The 14,791-nt window shown below is 36.5% G+C and carries 13 protein-coding genes and 1 pseudogene; 5 read left to right on the top strand and 9 right to left on the bottom strand.

Translation table 11 applies throughout. From position 1 onward, the window contains the following. Positions 1–88: 88 nt before the first annotated feature. Positions 89–1,183: a branched-chain amino acid aminotransferase gene (locus tag M948_RS39170; RefSeq protein ID WP_021292042.1), complete on the top strand. Its 1,095-nt coding sequence runs from the start codon at positions 89–91 to the stop codon at positions 1,181–1,183. 165 nt (positions 1,184–1,348) lie between these two features. On the opposite strand, the pseudogene M948_RS43300 reads toward M948_RS39170, so the two are convergent. After that, positions 1,349–1,501: pseudogene (locus M948_RS43300) on the bottom strand (winged helix-turn-helix transcriptional regulator); the annotation flags it as partial. A gap of 127 nt (positions 1,502–1,628) precedes the next feature. Beyond that, complete coding sequence (gene thpD / locus M948_RS39165; protein ID WP_021292041.1) at positions 1,629–2,531, bottom strand: ectoine hydroxylase; 903 nt, start codon at positions 2,529–2,531, stop codon at positions 1,629–1,631. 256 nt (positions 2,532–2,787) lie between these two features. On the opposite strand from thpD, the gene M948_RS39160 reads away from it, so the two are divergent. The 3 genes from M948_RS39160 to M948_RS39150 are packed head-to-tail and all read left to right on the top strand — an operon-like array spanning position 2,788 to position 5,332. Then, complete coding sequence (locus M948_RS39160; RefSeq protein WP_021292040.1) at positions 2,788–3,585, top strand: ABC transporter ATP-binding protein; 798 nt, start codon at positions 2,788–2,790, stop codon at positions 3,583–3,585. Further along, positions 3,563–4,324 (top strand): ABC transporter permease, encoded by a 762-nt coding sequence (locus M948_RS39155; protein WP_021292039.1) that lies wholly within the window; start codon positions 3,563–3,565, stop codon positions 4,322–4,324. Before M948_RS39160 ends, M948_RS39155 begins: the two co-directional genes overlap by 23 nt. 15 nt (positions 4,325–4,339) lie before the next feature. Further along, positions 4,340–5,332 carry an ABC transporter substrate-binding protein gene (locus M948_RS39150; RefSeq protein WP_021292038.1) on the top strand — a complete coding sequence of 331 codons (993 nt, stop codon included), beginning with the start codon at positions 4,340–4,342 and terminating at the stop codon, positions 5,330–5,332. A 481-nt stretch (positions 5,333–5,813) separates the two neighbouring features. Here the strand turns inward: M948_RS39150 and M948_RS39145 are convergent, their stop codons facing one another. Further along, positions 5,814–6,743, bottom strand: a complete 930-nt coding sequence (locus tag M948_RS39145; RefSeq protein WP_021292036.1) for an MBL fold metallo-hydrolase — start codon at positions 6,741–6,743, stop codon at positions 5,814–5,816. A 137-nt stretch (positions 6,744–6,880) separates the two neighbouring features. Next, positions 6,881–8,764 (bottom strand): molecular chaperone HtpG, encoded by a 1,884-nt coding sequence (htpG, locus tag M948_RS39140; RefSeq protein ID WP_031335713.1) that lies wholly within the window; start codon positions 8,762–8,764, stop codon positions 6,881–6,883. Positions 8,765–8,979: 215 nt separating this feature from the next. On the opposite strand from htpG, the gene M948_RS43295 reads away from it, so the two are divergent. Further along, the gene (locus M948_RS43295) at positions 8,980–9,357 is read left to right on the top strand and encodes a hypothetical protein (RefSeq protein ID WP_021292034.1); all 378 of its coding nucleotides are present in this window, start codon (positions 8,980–8,982) and stop codon (positions 9,355–9,357) included. A 41-nt stretch (positions 9,358–9,398) separates the two neighbouring features. Here M948_RS43295 and M948_RS39130 read toward each other — a convergent pair whose 3' ends face one another. The 5 genes from M948_RS39130 to M948_RS39110 all read right to left on the bottom strand — a co-directional run bounded on the left by M948_RS39130 (position 9,399) and on the right by M948_RS39110 (position 14,636). Further along, the gene (locus M948_RS39130; RefSeq protein ID WP_021292033.1) at positions 9,399–10,610 is read right to left on the bottom strand and encodes a NupC/NupG family nucleoside CNT transporter; all 1,212 of its coding nucleotides are present in this window, start codon (positions 10,608–10,610) and stop codon (positions 9,399–9,401) included. A gap of 29 nt (positions 10,611–10,639) precedes the next feature. Next, positions 10,640–11,587, bottom strand: coding sequence for a nucleoside hydrolase (locus M948_RS39125; RefSeq protein WP_021292032.1), 948 nt, complete (start codon positions 11,585–11,587; stop codon positions 10,640–10,642). A 5-nt stretch (positions 11,588–11,592) separates the two neighbouring features. Continuing rightward, positions 11,593–12,540 carry a nucleoside hydrolase gene (locus M948_RS39120; protein ID WP_021292031.1) on the bottom strand — a complete coding sequence of 316 codons (948 nt, stop codon included), beginning with the start codon at positions 12,538–12,540 and terminating at the stop codon, positions 11,593–11,595. A gap of 230 nt (positions 12,541–12,770) precedes the next feature. Then, positions 12,771–13,040, bottom strand: a complete 270-nt coding sequence (locus M948_RS39115) for a hypothetical protein (RefSeq protein ID WP_021292030.1) — start codon at positions 13,038–13,040, stop codon at positions 12,771–12,773. A gap of 216 nt (positions 13,041–13,256) precedes the next feature. Then, a complete protein-coding gene (locus M948_RS39110; protein ID WP_021292029.1) occupies positions 13,257–14,636 on the bottom strand; it encodes an FAD-binding oxidoreductase in 1,380 nt (459 codons plus the stop codon). Positions 14,637–14,791: the final 155 nt, after the last annotated feature.

Here is a 14,791-nt window from a genome sequence, read left to right as displayed (position 1 = left end):
ATTAAAAAAACTGAATATTTAGGGTTGCTTTTATTAGAAATATAGACTATTATAGTTATTAAAATTTTTACAGCAAGGGGATAGTGACATGGAAGAATGGACAATTGAAATTAATCGTTCTGCAACAAAAAAGGAAAAGCCAAACACAGATCAATTGGAGTTTGGAAGAGTATTTACAGACCATATGTTTATAATGGATTATTCTGTACCATTAGGTTGGCATGATGCACGCATCATCCCTTACCAACCATTCTCAATTGATCCTTCTGCAATGACATTTCATTATGGTCAATCGGTTTTTGAAGGATTAAAGGCGTATTACACGCCAGAGGGTAATATTCAGTTGTTCCGCCCTGAAAAAAACATGCAACGTTTAAACCGGTCAAATGATCGTCTTTGTATCCCTCCGATCGATGAAGCGTTTGTATTGCAGGCTATTAAGCAGCTGGTGTATTTAGATAAAGATTGGATTCCAACTGCTGAGGGAACTTCCCTTTATATTCGTCCATTCATTATATCTACGGAACCGTTTATTGGAGTTGCTCCATCACATCAGTATAGATTGATCGTTATTCTATCACCAGTTGGGGCCTATTATAAAGAAGGGATTAATCCTGTAAAAATCGCTGTAGAAAATCAATATGTTCGAACGGTTAAAGGTGGTACGGGTGAAGCAAAAACGGGTGGAAATTATGCTGCAAGTCTAAAAGCACAAGAACTTTGTTCTCAAAAAGGATTTACTCAAGTGTTATGGCTTGATGGTGTAGAGAAAAAATATATTGAAGAAGTTGGCAGCATGAACGTATTCTTTAAAATAAACGGAAAAGTATATACACCTGCACTTAATGGCAGCATTCTTGAAGGTGTTACACGTAATTCTGTAATTCAATTACTGCAACATTGGAATGTTCCTGTAATTGAAGAAAGAATTTCAATGGAAGTTTTATATCAAGCTTATTTAGATGGCAGTTTAGAAGAAGCGTTTGGTACGGGAACTGCTGCAGTTATCTCTCCAATTGGGCAGTTAAGCTGGGAGGATAAAGATTTATATATTAATGATGGAAAAACCGGAAAAATATCAAGAGATTTATATAACACATTAACTCGAATTCAATATGGCAAAGAAAAAGACCCCTTCGGATGGATTGATATTGTTAATGAAGCGAATGCAGTAAAGCAGTAATTGAATTTATATTTCCATTTAATAGAAGCATAACTAGTAACATTAAAAGGAGGAAGCAGCTTAATACTTCCTCCTTTTTTTATTACGTTATTTTTTCCTGTTTAATATTTCTAGTTGAATCCATTGTTCTCCTCATGCACACATAATATCAAGTACTTCTCAGAAGGTTTCTCCATATTCTGTAAGCACGTACTCTACTTTTGAAGGAACTCTCCGATAGATAATGCCATCAGCTTCTAGCTCTCTAAGCTATTGGGGCAGCACCATCCTTGTGACATTTGGCATTAATCGTTGTAATTCACCAAATCGTTTCGAACCCCATAAATAAACTGCACGATATACAATATCTTATTATTAAAAAACTAGCTTCCAAGTGATTGTCTTGGAAGCTGGTTTTTCTATCTAGGGATAGAAGTGGTTAAGAAGAAGGTTTTCTTATTCTATGTTAGTTTACAGCACTATACACTGGTTGTTTCTCTCGTACTGCTATATATTCCGGACGCTTTTCACCACCAGAAAACGGCTCCACTAAACGATTTTTAACACTATTATACACCATGAATAAATTATTACGTGGATATGGTGTAATATTGCTGGTTGAACCATGCATTGTGTTACTTTCAAACAATGTAACAGACCCTGCCTTACCAGTTGGAACAGAGATACCCCCGCCTATTCTTGTTAGTTCACGAAGGCTTTCTTCATCAGGTACGCCCAGCTTCTGCTTCTTCAATGATTCTTTATAGTTATTATCAGGTGTTTCACCTACACAACTCACAAAATAGTTATGGGACCCTGGTATAAGCATCAAAGGTCCGTTAAACGAATAGTTATCTGATAGAGCAATAGATACACTGATGGCTCGCATCCGTGGCATTCCATCTTCTACATGCCATGTCTCGAAATCAGAATGCCAGTCAAACTCCTTTCCTTTAAATCCCGGTTTATAATTAATTCGGGATTGATGTACATACACATCGCTTCCCAAAAGGTGACGAACAATATCAAGAATGCGTTTGTCATTTGCCACATCTTGGAAATAGTTATCATCCTGATGAACGTGAAAAATAGAACGGATGTCATTGCTTTCCGGTTCGCGTATTACTTTATCGGAAGCCACATCTTTGTTTGAATCCTGCAGTTCAAAAATCGCTTTCTGCATATCTATCACTTCGTCTTCAGAGAAAAAGTTTTTAATCTGCAGAAATCCATTTTTCTCATAGGAATCAAGCTGTTCTTTTGTAATAGGGGCTTGATTATCTTTGGATCGATCAGTATAGATTACAGGATCCTTCCTTTTCAAAATCTTCGGTTGATTATTTTGTCTTGAAGGATAAAGATCTTCCATGATTAGCACTCCTCCTATTCGAATTTTCACAGTAAGCTTTGTATAACTCCTATCCCTATTGTTGGAAAACCTCCTTACATTAACGACGTCTACCCGTATAGATTACCTATTAAACTCCTAATATAAAATTTTTAGAATTATTCTATAATCTTTCATAGAACATTGACGTTTTTGCCTACTGTTGCGTATAATAATAACAATTCTAATCAATTCCAAGTTTTTTTATAGGAATTAACAGATTAAGGAGGTCATTGTATTGTTTCTTCAAATGGAAAACATCGGAAAAACGTTTATTGATCAAGAGAAGCAATCCTCTTTTGAAGTCTTTTCCGATATTCGAATTACAATTCCGGAAAATCAGTTTGTTTCCATTCTTGGTCCATCTGGCTGTGGAAAATCCACATTATTATCTATAGTTGCTGGACTAGAAAATACAACAGAAGGTTCTATTTCATTACAGGGAAAGGAAATAAACAAACCAGGTCCAGACCGCGGAATGGTGTTCCAACAACCTTCTCTCTTCCCATGGCTTGACGTGAGAGGCAATGTTACCTTTCCACTTAGAAAAAGATTGTCTAAACAAGATGCCGACAATCATGCGGATCGTTTTTTAAAAATGGTGCAATTAAGCAAATTTAAAAACCATTATATATATGAACTATCGGGAGGAATGCAGCAACGTGTTGCAATTGCTCGCGCTTTAGCAATGGATCCTAAAGTGCTGCTGATGGATGAACCTTTTGGAGCGCTTGATGAACAAACACGCCATATTCTCCAAGACAAATTATTGGATATATGGCAGGAAACACAGAAAACCATTCTATTTGTTACACATAGCATTCAAGAAGCAATTAAATTATCTGACCGAATTATCGTAATGGGTACTCGTCCAGGAAGGATTATTTCAGATATTCCAATTGATCTACAGAGACCGCGTGAACGCGAAGATCGTAATGTTATTGAATTAGAGCAACACATTATGGAACTTTTAAAAATAGAAATAAATAAAGTGTTAAAGGAAGAGTTATCGGATGAATTTCAGCATAGCAGTTAAGCGGATGATCTTTCTCGTTGTTGTTTTAGGTATATGGCAAACGATTTATTCTTTAAACATTTTTGAAGCAATTGTATTCCCCTCCCCAAGTACTGTTGCTACTACATTATATGAAGGCTTTGCAAGTGGGGAGTTTGTAGAAGCTTTAGGAGCTAGCTTTAAACATCTTTTAGCTGGGATGTCATTAGCCATTGTAATCGGAACGATTGTCGGTGTCATTCTTGGTAAATCGAAACAAGCGGATGAAACAGCAGGAATGTATTTAATTGCACTTCAAAGTATTCCAAGTATTGTATGGGTTCCTCTCGCGATCATGTTATTTGGATTTACGGAGTTTTCTGTCATTTTCGTTGTGGTACTAGGAGGAACCTTTGTCATGGCGATTAATGTTCGTTCAGCAATTCAGAACGTATCACCACAGCTTATTCGAGCAGCTAGAACGATGGGGACAAAAGGAATGGAATTATTTTATCGAGTAGAGATACCTGCTGGCATCCCCTACTTTATGACAGGTATACGACTTGCTTGGGCATTTAGCTGGCGTGCATTAATGGCTGGTGAATTGTTAAGTAATGGTCCAGGTCTAGGATATTCGCTAAGCTACGCGCAAGACTACGCGAGAATGGATCAAGTGATTGGTATCATTATAATTATTGGAGTAATCGGAGCATTTATGGATCATTTTGTATTTTCAAAGTTAGAACACACAGTAAGAAAGAGATGGGGACTATTAAGGTGAAAGGATGAATAACGAATGAATAAAATCGTAGAATTTATTTTCCTATTTTCATTAATTGCGAGCGTGTTAGCAGCTTGCGGAAATAATGAAACGGATGGTGAACAAAAAGAGATAACAATTGGTTACTTCCCAAACATTAATCATGTCGCTGGAATGGTAGCCGAGGAAAAAAATTTATATGCGGAAACATTACCAGATGGAACAAAAGTAAATTATCAATATTTTCCTGATGGTTCTGCCTTTATGACTGCATTAGAAACAGGTGAAATTGAAGGTGGTTTAGTTGGACCTGGTCCAGCTATGAATCATTTTGTTAGCGGTGCAAAAGTTAATATTGTCGCAGCTGGATCAACCGGAGGAACGGTGATTATGGCTCGAAATAATGCTGGGATAGAAACGCCCGACGACCTAGCTGGTAAGACATTTATTTCACCTCGCGTGGGATGTACGCATGATGTCCAATTCGAAGCACAAATGAAAGAAGAATACAACCTTACCTCTGATCGAGTCAATGGAGAAATGAAACATGTTACAGGCAAACCAGCAACCTACCATAGTATGTTTACTTCCGGAAAAATTGACGCCGCTACTGTCCCAGAGCCATGGGCTTCTGTCATAGAAGCAGAAGGCAGTGGAGAAGTGCTGATTGACACATCTGAAGTTGCCTGGGGAGAATCACTTCCAGCTGCCGTCTTTGTTACCTCGCAAGATTTAACAAAGAATAACCCTGAACTTGTTCAACATATCGTTGATGGACATAAAAAAGCGACTGAATTCATTCAAGAAAACCCAGAGGAAGCTAAAACAATAGCCATTGATAAAATTAACGAGATAACAGATCAAAAACTCTCGAAATCAGTCATTGATAATGCTTGGAAACGAATTGACTTCACTTACAATATAGAAGCGGATGTCTTACAGGATTTCTCTAATGCTTCCTATGATTTAGCATTTCTAAAAGAAAAACCTGACTTAAAAGGATTAGTTGACAAAAGTTTCATAGAATAACCAATCATCTCCCTGGAAAGAGCCTATCATGGACTTCCAGGGGATCTTTATTATTTCTTTCATAAGATAAGCACAAGGATGATTCCCCGTTTTCAGTTATTCACATATAATTACCTAGCCAACCGCTCCACTTTCTGCATTCAAGCATAACTGCTTTTTCACACCTTGATAGAGACGAAGATAAAAGTATCTTATTCCTATAATCATTGGAACGATTTCACTCGAACCCGTTCGGATGATTTGTTTACATTTAATAGGTTGTCTATCGCTTCGTAACAATGCTTCGCTTTCTTCAAGAGTCTACGTATGTTGACTGCACGTGTAAACGGATGGACGAAGAAGACTTGTATTTAATGTTACGAGTAACGATTGATATTACTACCCTTCAATCGGGAACAGAGCTCGTCTTAACGCATGAACTCGATTCAAACTGAAACTGGCTGGAATAACTGAGGACGCAGCTCGAATGACAGAACCACTTTTAAATAGCTTTAAAAGTAACTTTTCCATCCACTTCTTCTCTTCTCACTTTATCCATCGATTCCAAATAGAGTAACCTCGTTAACGTAGCCATAAATGAACTAAGTATTAAAATAATGTTTGTTGTACCATAAATCTCATAGCAAACTTGATGAGCGGTTTTTGCTTCATCTTTTACTGATGCAAATACTTGCTTTAAACGAGTAACATGTCTCTTCCTTAATTCTTCAATGCGATCACTCAAATGATAAATCGGATCACCATGACCAGGCAAGGCAATCGTGGTTGGGTAGTTCGTTAATAAGGATAAGGAATTAAAATATTCCTTCAAGGGATTAGCTTCTTCCCCAGTCCATAAACCAATTACAGGAGAAACATCTTTTAATATATGGTCTCCAATAATCATAAGCTGTTTATTGCGCTGATAAAAACAGAAATGATCCCAAGAATGACCTGGAGTCCATATTGTTTCATATTTCTCATCACCCAGTTTAATGTTTTCATCCTTCGTGAATATTCCATTCGGTTCAAAATTATAAATATCTGATTCATTTTCGCTTTTTTCCGGGAAATTAGAAACCCCATGTTTTCTTACCAGACAGGCTAATTTCTTCTTTGTATTTGTTTCTCTCCGACATTTCATTTCCTGATAGCTATAATCGGAAACATAGACAGGAATCTCATGAACTTGTTGAAACCATTTTGCAAGCCCAATATGATCCTGATGTGTATGTGTTAATACAATTTTTTCTATCGGAATGCCCTTATCTAATACATCATTCCATGTTCCTTTTGCTTCTTTCGAATTTGTTCCTGTATCAATAACTGTATACCCATGGGCTCCTTTTATTAAATAAGAATTAATCTCTCCCATCCCTTTTGGGAATTTCACCACTAATTTATGTATTCCCTCTGTTACAGTAACAAACATTGCCTTCCCCTCTTTTGATAAATCTGTAATTTCACAATTTACTGTGTTCTTCTATTATAGTTGACTTAGGTCAAATAATAAATAAAACAGCTCTTCCCTTTTATAAGGGAAGAGCTGTTTTATTTATCATCAGTGAATTACGAAATCATTACTTTGCAAATATCGTTCGTAAATTCTACTGGATCATTTACTGGCATACCTTCAATTAGTAAAGCCTGATTATATAATAGATTTGTATAGAGGACTAGCTTGTCTTTATCTGTTTCATGGGTAGCTTTTAAGCTTTGAAAAATTTCATGATGAACGTTTATTTCTAGGATTTTATCCGCTTTTACTTGCTGATTATTCGGCATTGTATTTAGTACTTTTTCCATTTCTAATGATATATCTCCATCTGCAGTCAAGCAAACTGGATGAGACTTCAAGCGCTTCGAAGCTCGAACATCTTTTACTTTTCCTGATAAATGTTCTTTCATGAAATGAAATAGTTCTTCATTTTCTTCTTGCTTCCCTTGATCCGTTTCTTCATTCGAATCTTCATCTATACCAAGATCGCCACTGGAAACGGACTTAAATTCCTTTTCTTGATAATTCATTAACATTTTAATTGCGAATTCATCAATTTCCTCTGTGAAATATAAAATTTCATATCCTTTATCCGCTACAATCTCAGTCTGTGGGAGTTTTTCAATACGATCAATCGATTCACCCGTGGCATAATAAATATATGTTTGATCTTCAGGCATTCGTTTTACATATTCATCAAGTGTTACCAGTTTCTTTTCCGTTGAAGAATAAAACATTAATAAATCCTGAAGTGTTTCTTTATTTGCACCAAAATCACTATAAACGCCGATTTTCAATTGCCTTCCAAAGGAGTCATAAAATGTTTCATATTTTTCTCGCTCCTCTCTTTGCAAATGAAGCAGCTGGTTTTTTATTTTCTTTGTAATATTTTTAGCAATGACTTTTAATTGGCGATCATGCTGGAGCATTTCTCTTGAAATATTTAGAGATAGATCTTCTGAATCGACCATCCCCTTGACAAAACTGAAGTAATCCGGAAGCAATTCACCACATTTATTCATGATGAGCACGCCATTCGAATATAACTCTACGCCTTTTTCGAATTCCTTGGAGTAATAATCAAATGGCGTATTTTCTGGAATAAACAGAATAGCATTATAACGTACAGTTCCATCTACATTGATATGAAGGGATTTTAATGGTTTATCAAAACCATATCGTTTCTCTTGATAGAAATTCTCATAGTCAGCTTCCGTTAATTCCTTTTTATTTTTTTTCCAAATTGGAACCATACTATTAATGGTTTCTTCCTCAACATAGTCTACATATTCGTCACTTTCATCATCTGTTGGTTTGCTTTTTGTGATATCCATTTTAATCGGATAACGAATAAAATCGGAATATTTTTTAATAATTTCCTTTAATTGGACTTCATCTAGATAAGCATCATAGGATTCATCTTCCGTGTTTTCTTTTATTTTTAACGTAATTTCTGTACCAATCTGTTCTTTGTCACAAATAGAAATGGAATATCCTTCCGTACCTGTTGATTCCCATTGATGTGCTTGTTCTTCATCCAGAGCTTTACTCTTCACTGTGACGTTATCAGCTACCATAAACGCAGCATAAAACCCTACACCGAATTGTCCGATAATATCGTGTCCATCCTTGATTTCGGTATCCTTCTTAAATGCAAATGATCCGCTTTTTGCAATTGTACCTAGATTTGTTTCCAATTCTTCCTTCGTCATACCAATTCCAGTATCAATGATTTTCAACGTTCGATCCGCTTTATTAGGAATAATTTGTATGTAATAATCAGCTTGATTAAAAGCTAAGTTCTCATCTGTTAAACTACGGTAATACATCTTATCCATTGCATCACTAGCATTAGAGATTAATTCTCTTAAAAAGACTTCGCGTTGAGAATAAATAGAATTTACCATTAACTCTAGCAATCTTTTAGATTCCGCTTTAAATTGTTTTGTTTCCAAGACGATCTCTCCTTTATTCTTACTAATTTGATCTATCATATGTTTAAATACCATAAACTATTTTTTCTGTCAATACAACAAGTAAAAACTCCCTTTAGTATAAAATAGGCTGGAAATTAGAGGAACCTGTAATAGATGTCCGAAACCATTTCCTCCCCATCATAATAAAGTAAAGAGAATTCATATTCAAAATTTATTACTTTAGGAGGTTGTTTATGAAACAGGTATTTATTATGTTACTAACAGTTGCAACAATTTTATTCGCTTCCCTCTCATCCGTACAAGCAAAATCACAACTAACTGGATGGGATTATGTTGGTTACTCTATCTTCTTTAATACTACTGGTATTGCAGAATCCACCGGCGGGGATTTTAAGTACTGCTTAGATGCAGGTCCTTCCGGCTGGTACAAGTTATGGGAAGATGACCCTGTAGGAGATGATTTTGTAGGAGAAAGATATTTATCCCATGGTGAATGTGCGATTTTTAGAAATATCGGCGGATTTGTAGATGGTTCCAATAACGAAGCTGAATTTTACGTGCAAAAAATTCACAGTACAAATGTAAAATCATATATGATTTTTTATGATTAAAAATAAGAGGCTGACCTAAAAGTCAGCCCCTTTATTCACCTTTAAATAAGCAATCCTGCAATTGCTGCACTTAATAAATTGGCTAATGTACCACCAATAATAGCTAAAAAAGCAAACCGAACTAAATCGTTTTTTCTAGACGGAGCGAGTCCGCCAATTCCTCCAATGAGCATACCCATACTAGCCAAGTTAGCAAAGCCGCATAAAGCAAACGTTATAACTGCAACCGTTTTATCTGAAAAATGGTTAATTTCAGCTCCAAAATTGCTAAACGCAACAAATTCATTTAATACGAATTTTTGACCAATAAAGGAACCTGCTTGTATCGCTTCATCCCAGGGTACACCAATTAGAAAAGCTAATGGTGCCATCGCATAGCCAAGAATCTGTTCAATGGTCACAGCCTCAAACCCAAACCAGCCACTGATCCATTCAAGACCAAGGTTAACCAATGCTATTAGGGATATAAACGCAAGCAGCAATGCCCCAATGTTTAATGCAAGCTTGAGCCCGATTAATGCACCATTAGAGGCTGCATCAACGATATTTTTTGCCTCTTTTTCAGACTCAGCGATAATCGCTTGTTCTTCCGTTGTTTCTGTTTCCGGTACAAGTATTTTAGCAATAAGTAATCCTGCAGGTGCTGCCATAAATGCCGCGGCTAACAAGTAATCTAATGGTACACCTAATAGGGAATATCCAACAAGAACCGTCCCTGACACAGAAGCTGTCCCCCCAGTCATAACTGCAAACAACTCCGACTTTGTCATTTTTTCTAAATATGGTTTTACAACAAGTGGTGCTTCTGTTACGCCTACAAAGATATTGGCAGCAGCTGACAATGATTCTTGCTTTGTTGTTTTTAACATAAAAGCCAAAAATCCACCAATTGCTCTTGTCAAAATTTGCATCACACCGATATAGAATAAAACAGATATAAGTGAAGAAAAGAATATAATAACAGGTAACACTTGGAAAGCAAATACAGTACCAATACCTTCTAATCCGAGCACACCGCCAAATAAAAAATTAATTCCTTCATTGGAAGTATTGATTATCTGCTCAACAATGGAAGTGATTTTCCGAAAAAAACTTCTACCCAATTCCCATTTCAAAACAATAAATCCAAATAAAAATTGCAGCACCAGTGCACCAAATACAGTTCGATAATTAATATTTCTTTTGCTTTTTGATAATAGAAATGCAATGATTAATATCACCAATATTCCAGTAATTCCCCAAATAATTTCCATCATGTAAACCTCACTTCGTTGTTTTCTAATTACGAACCAGATGATAATACGTCGATTAATTTATCTTTAAACGCTCTCCTGTCCACTGCTTCGCAAACACGAACATTTGGCGCTTTTCCAGAACGGTTATTCATATCAACGAAGCAATATCCTCTCGTTAGCTCTCCTTTTATTTCAATATCTACGTAGTAACTACTTGCCTCCACCATTAATTCTTCGTGTGCAGCAACAGCAACTAATAAAGTATCTGGATGTGTAGTTCCATTAATTTTATGAATGGATGGATTAAAGCGCATAACAACTTGATTAATATCCATAAAAAAATCAGATCTAGAAGTTCCTAAAGATGCTATTTCTTGATGGTCTTCATCAGTCATCACCGAATATTTCGTACACATATCCCAGCCAACCATCGTGATGGGAATACCAGCATGCAAAACAATTCTTGCCGCTTCAGGATCAACCCAAAAATTATACTCTGCTGCAGCAGTAATATTTCCTAAAGAATTATTAGTTCCACCCATAATATAGATGTGCGGAATATCCTTTACGATAGATGGATCCTTTTTTATTGCCATAGCAATATTGGTCAATGGGGCAATTGCCAGTAATTCAATTTCACCAGGGGAGGCTTTTACCGTTCTAACAATAAAATCAACAGCATGCTCCGCTTCAGGTCGTTGACTTGCTTTTTCAAAAAACGAATCCCCCATCCCGTCTTTGCCATGAACATCCTCAACGGTGCGATGACTATCTTTTCCAGCAGACAAAATAGAGCGCTCATGGCCTTTATATACCGGTACCTTATAATTAGGTTGAAATACTTGAATGGTATATAATGCATTTTCTACCTCTTGTTGAAATTCTACATTTCCTCCAGTTATTGTGACTCCTTCTACTTTAAAGTGATGTAGAGCAGTAAGTAATGCGATCGTGTCATCACCAGCAGTATCTGTATCAATAATCACCCTTCTCATGTATATCAGCTCCTTTCATGTTGTCTTGATAAGCTTGTAATATAACCAAAGAATTGCTCTCGATCTACTTCATATACCAAATTAACTGCTCGCCCTTCTTCTGAAATCTCTGTTTTGCCTTGACTCGCACCTTGAGGGTGAACTGTACAGTTAACTTGTTTTTTCTTAACTAGATCACTTTTGCCAATGGTAGCCGTTGTAAGCACATCCCAAAGAAAATACGTAGAGTTCGTTTGGAAATGTACGAGAGGTGGGACCATTGCATAGCATTGTCCTAAGAAATCGATTCCGATGTCCTTTCGCTCTGCAGCCCATTGGTTTCTTACATCAACTGTAAGTGGCACCATATTCGTGCTTTCCAATGCAATTAAATCTATTTCAATATTGCTTTCCCACACTTTTTGCACAGCCTCTGGGTCCCAAAACGCATTCCATTCAGCTGAGCCATCATGTTCAGGCTCCTCCACATTCCCTACATCAAGAAAGGTACCACCCATCCATGCTAGTTTTTCAATATTTTCTTCAATTTCAGGTGCTTCCTCTAACGCTCGTGCTAGATCTGTTAGAGGTCCAACAAAAACAAGTGTTACTGGTTCATTACTTTGCTGAATTTGTTGAACCAAATGCTTATGTGCTGGAAGTTCCGCTTCTTTTGTACTTATTGGTAAGTTTTCATTGAGGATTGGTAAGGCATCGACAAAAAAAGCATGCATTCGCCAATCCTTTGGAAATGGATTTTTCCCACGTGAGGTAGATGCAGCAACTTCAATTTTGTCACCATTCCCAAAACGATCGATTATTTTTCGACTCGCATACATTGCCGGCTCTAAATAACAATCTGCAGGAATGACCCCCACTCCTAATAAATCAATATCTTCCATTTGCAATAATAAAAATAATGAAATTAAATCATCGACGCCACCATCATGATTTAAATAAACCTTCTTTTTCATAAAAAGTCCTCCCCAAAAATGGTTTGATTTTTTAGTGAACGTTCCTATTATAAAAAAGTCCAGTCATTAATACAAGTTTTTGTTCGTTTTTTAATGTTTTTTAATGCGATAACAAACGAATAAAACTTGTTATTTAATTTAAATCCAAACAATATAACATAGACAACTACCATAAATTATTTTTTTAACATATACCGAACAAAAAAGTAAAAAGCTCTTGAAAGAGCTTTTTACTTATGATTCTGCCTAAAATGCTCTATTTCTTGGCGAGCATCATGTAAATGTTCTTGAGTCTGTTGAAATTGGGGATTTTCTAACGCTTCATTTCCAAACCGATCCTGCGCAGCCTTTAAATGCTCCTCGGCTTGACGTAACTGCTGCTGAGCTTGTTCCAACTGATCCATATCCCCATTCGTTTTTGCCTGTTCCATCATTTGATATGCTTGTTTTACTTGAATGGTACACTTTTCAATCTCCTGATGTTGATTTTGCCCTGACATCGAAATTCCTCCTAGCATAAATACTGTTTCCCTATATATTTCCTTTATTTTCTAAAACTATGTATTTCAATTAGCTGCATTATTTTTACATCTATTTAAAGCAATCCTTGCAGATATATCGTGGATCATATAATTTCACAAAAGTTTTAAACAACTTACTGGTAAGAATTCCAAGGATAATTACGAATAAAAAAGAACTGCCTCCTACGCAGTTCCTTAAGAATGGATTTTCTTATCATATAAGATTTTACCAGGATTTAAAATATCCGCCGGGTCTAATGTTTTCTTAATTTTTCGCATCACTTCTAATGCTTTTCCATGCTCTTTTTCTTGATATTTTGCTTTACCAACACCTACCCCATGTTCCCCCGTACAGGTTCCGCCTCTATCCAAAGCATAGGCTACGATTTTTTCATTTACTACATTAGCTTTATCTATATCAGCCGATTTATTTACATCAACCATTAATAAGATATGATAATTACCATCACCAACATGACCTACAATTCCGCCGTCAAGGCCAGAAGCTTCAATCGCTGCCCTTGCATCCTTAATTGCTCCAGCTAGTTCAGATATTGGGACACATACGTCAGTAACCATCTGTTTTTTTCCTGGGAAATTATGCAAATATGCGTATGCCGCATTATGTCGCGCCTCCCATAATTGCTGTCTAGCAGCTGTATCTGATTCAAAATCTAAGGATCGGCAGTTTAAATCATGCAGAATTTCTTTGGCAAACGCTACATCTTGTTGTAATCCAGCCTCATTTCCATGGAATTCAAGGAATACAGTTGGAACTTCCGGATAATCTGTCTCACTAAATAAATTAATTTGTTTCATTGATTGTTCGTCAACCAACTCTACTCTTGCTACTGGAATACCCGCTTGCAAAATACTAATGACAGCAGATACAGCTTCATCTAATGAATGAAAAGCGGCTCTTCCTGCCATTGTTTTTTCAGGAATTCCATGCACTTGAAGTGTAAGCTCTGTAAAACATCCTAAGGTGCCCTCTGAACCAACAAATAATCCATTTAAATGGTAACCTGACGAAGACTTAGCTGCCATCCCACCGGTATGGATAATCGTTCCATCTGCAAGCACTACTTCTAAGTCTCGAACTTGATCTCGCATAATTCCATATTTTACTGAGGTAGTTCCACTTGCATTTGTTGCAGCCATGCCCCCTAGGGTTGCGTCTGCTCCTGGATCAACCGAGAAAAATAACCCATGTGACTTTAATTCTTTTTCCAATTGTTTTCTGGTTACTCCTGGTTGGACTTTAACAAGAAAATCATCTGGTCGAATTTCCAATACTTTGTTCATCAATGAATAATCCATAACAATCCCTTTATCATAGGGAATCATACTTCCTTCTAAGCTCGTTCCCAAACCATACGAGACAACTGGCACCTCATATAACGCTGCAAGCTTAATAATATCACTGACTTCTTCCGTATTTTCAGGAAATACCACCACATCTGGCCGTGCTGGTGTATGGTACGATTCATCCGAGCTATGCTGGTCTAAAACGGTTTCATTATTCGTCACACGATCGTTTGGTAAAATCTGATGCAAAGCCTCTAATAGTTTCAACCCCATCTTCCTTTCAAATCGTCTCATTTATTTATAGTTTATCACATTTAATACCTATACGTTATTGAAGAGATTTATTTCTGGATGATATCATTTACTAATAAGAAAGGGGATTGGGATGCATTTTTCAGCATAAAAAAGCTTGCAGAGAACTA

Origin of the sequence: Virgibacillus sp. CM-4 (assembly GCF_000445495.1) — a bacterium.
GTDB classification, from domain to species: Bacteria; Bacillota; Bacilli; order Bacillales; family Amphibacillaceae; genus Virgibacillus; species Virgibacillus salexigens.
This window is presented reverse-complemented; position numbering and strand designations above follow the sequence as displayed.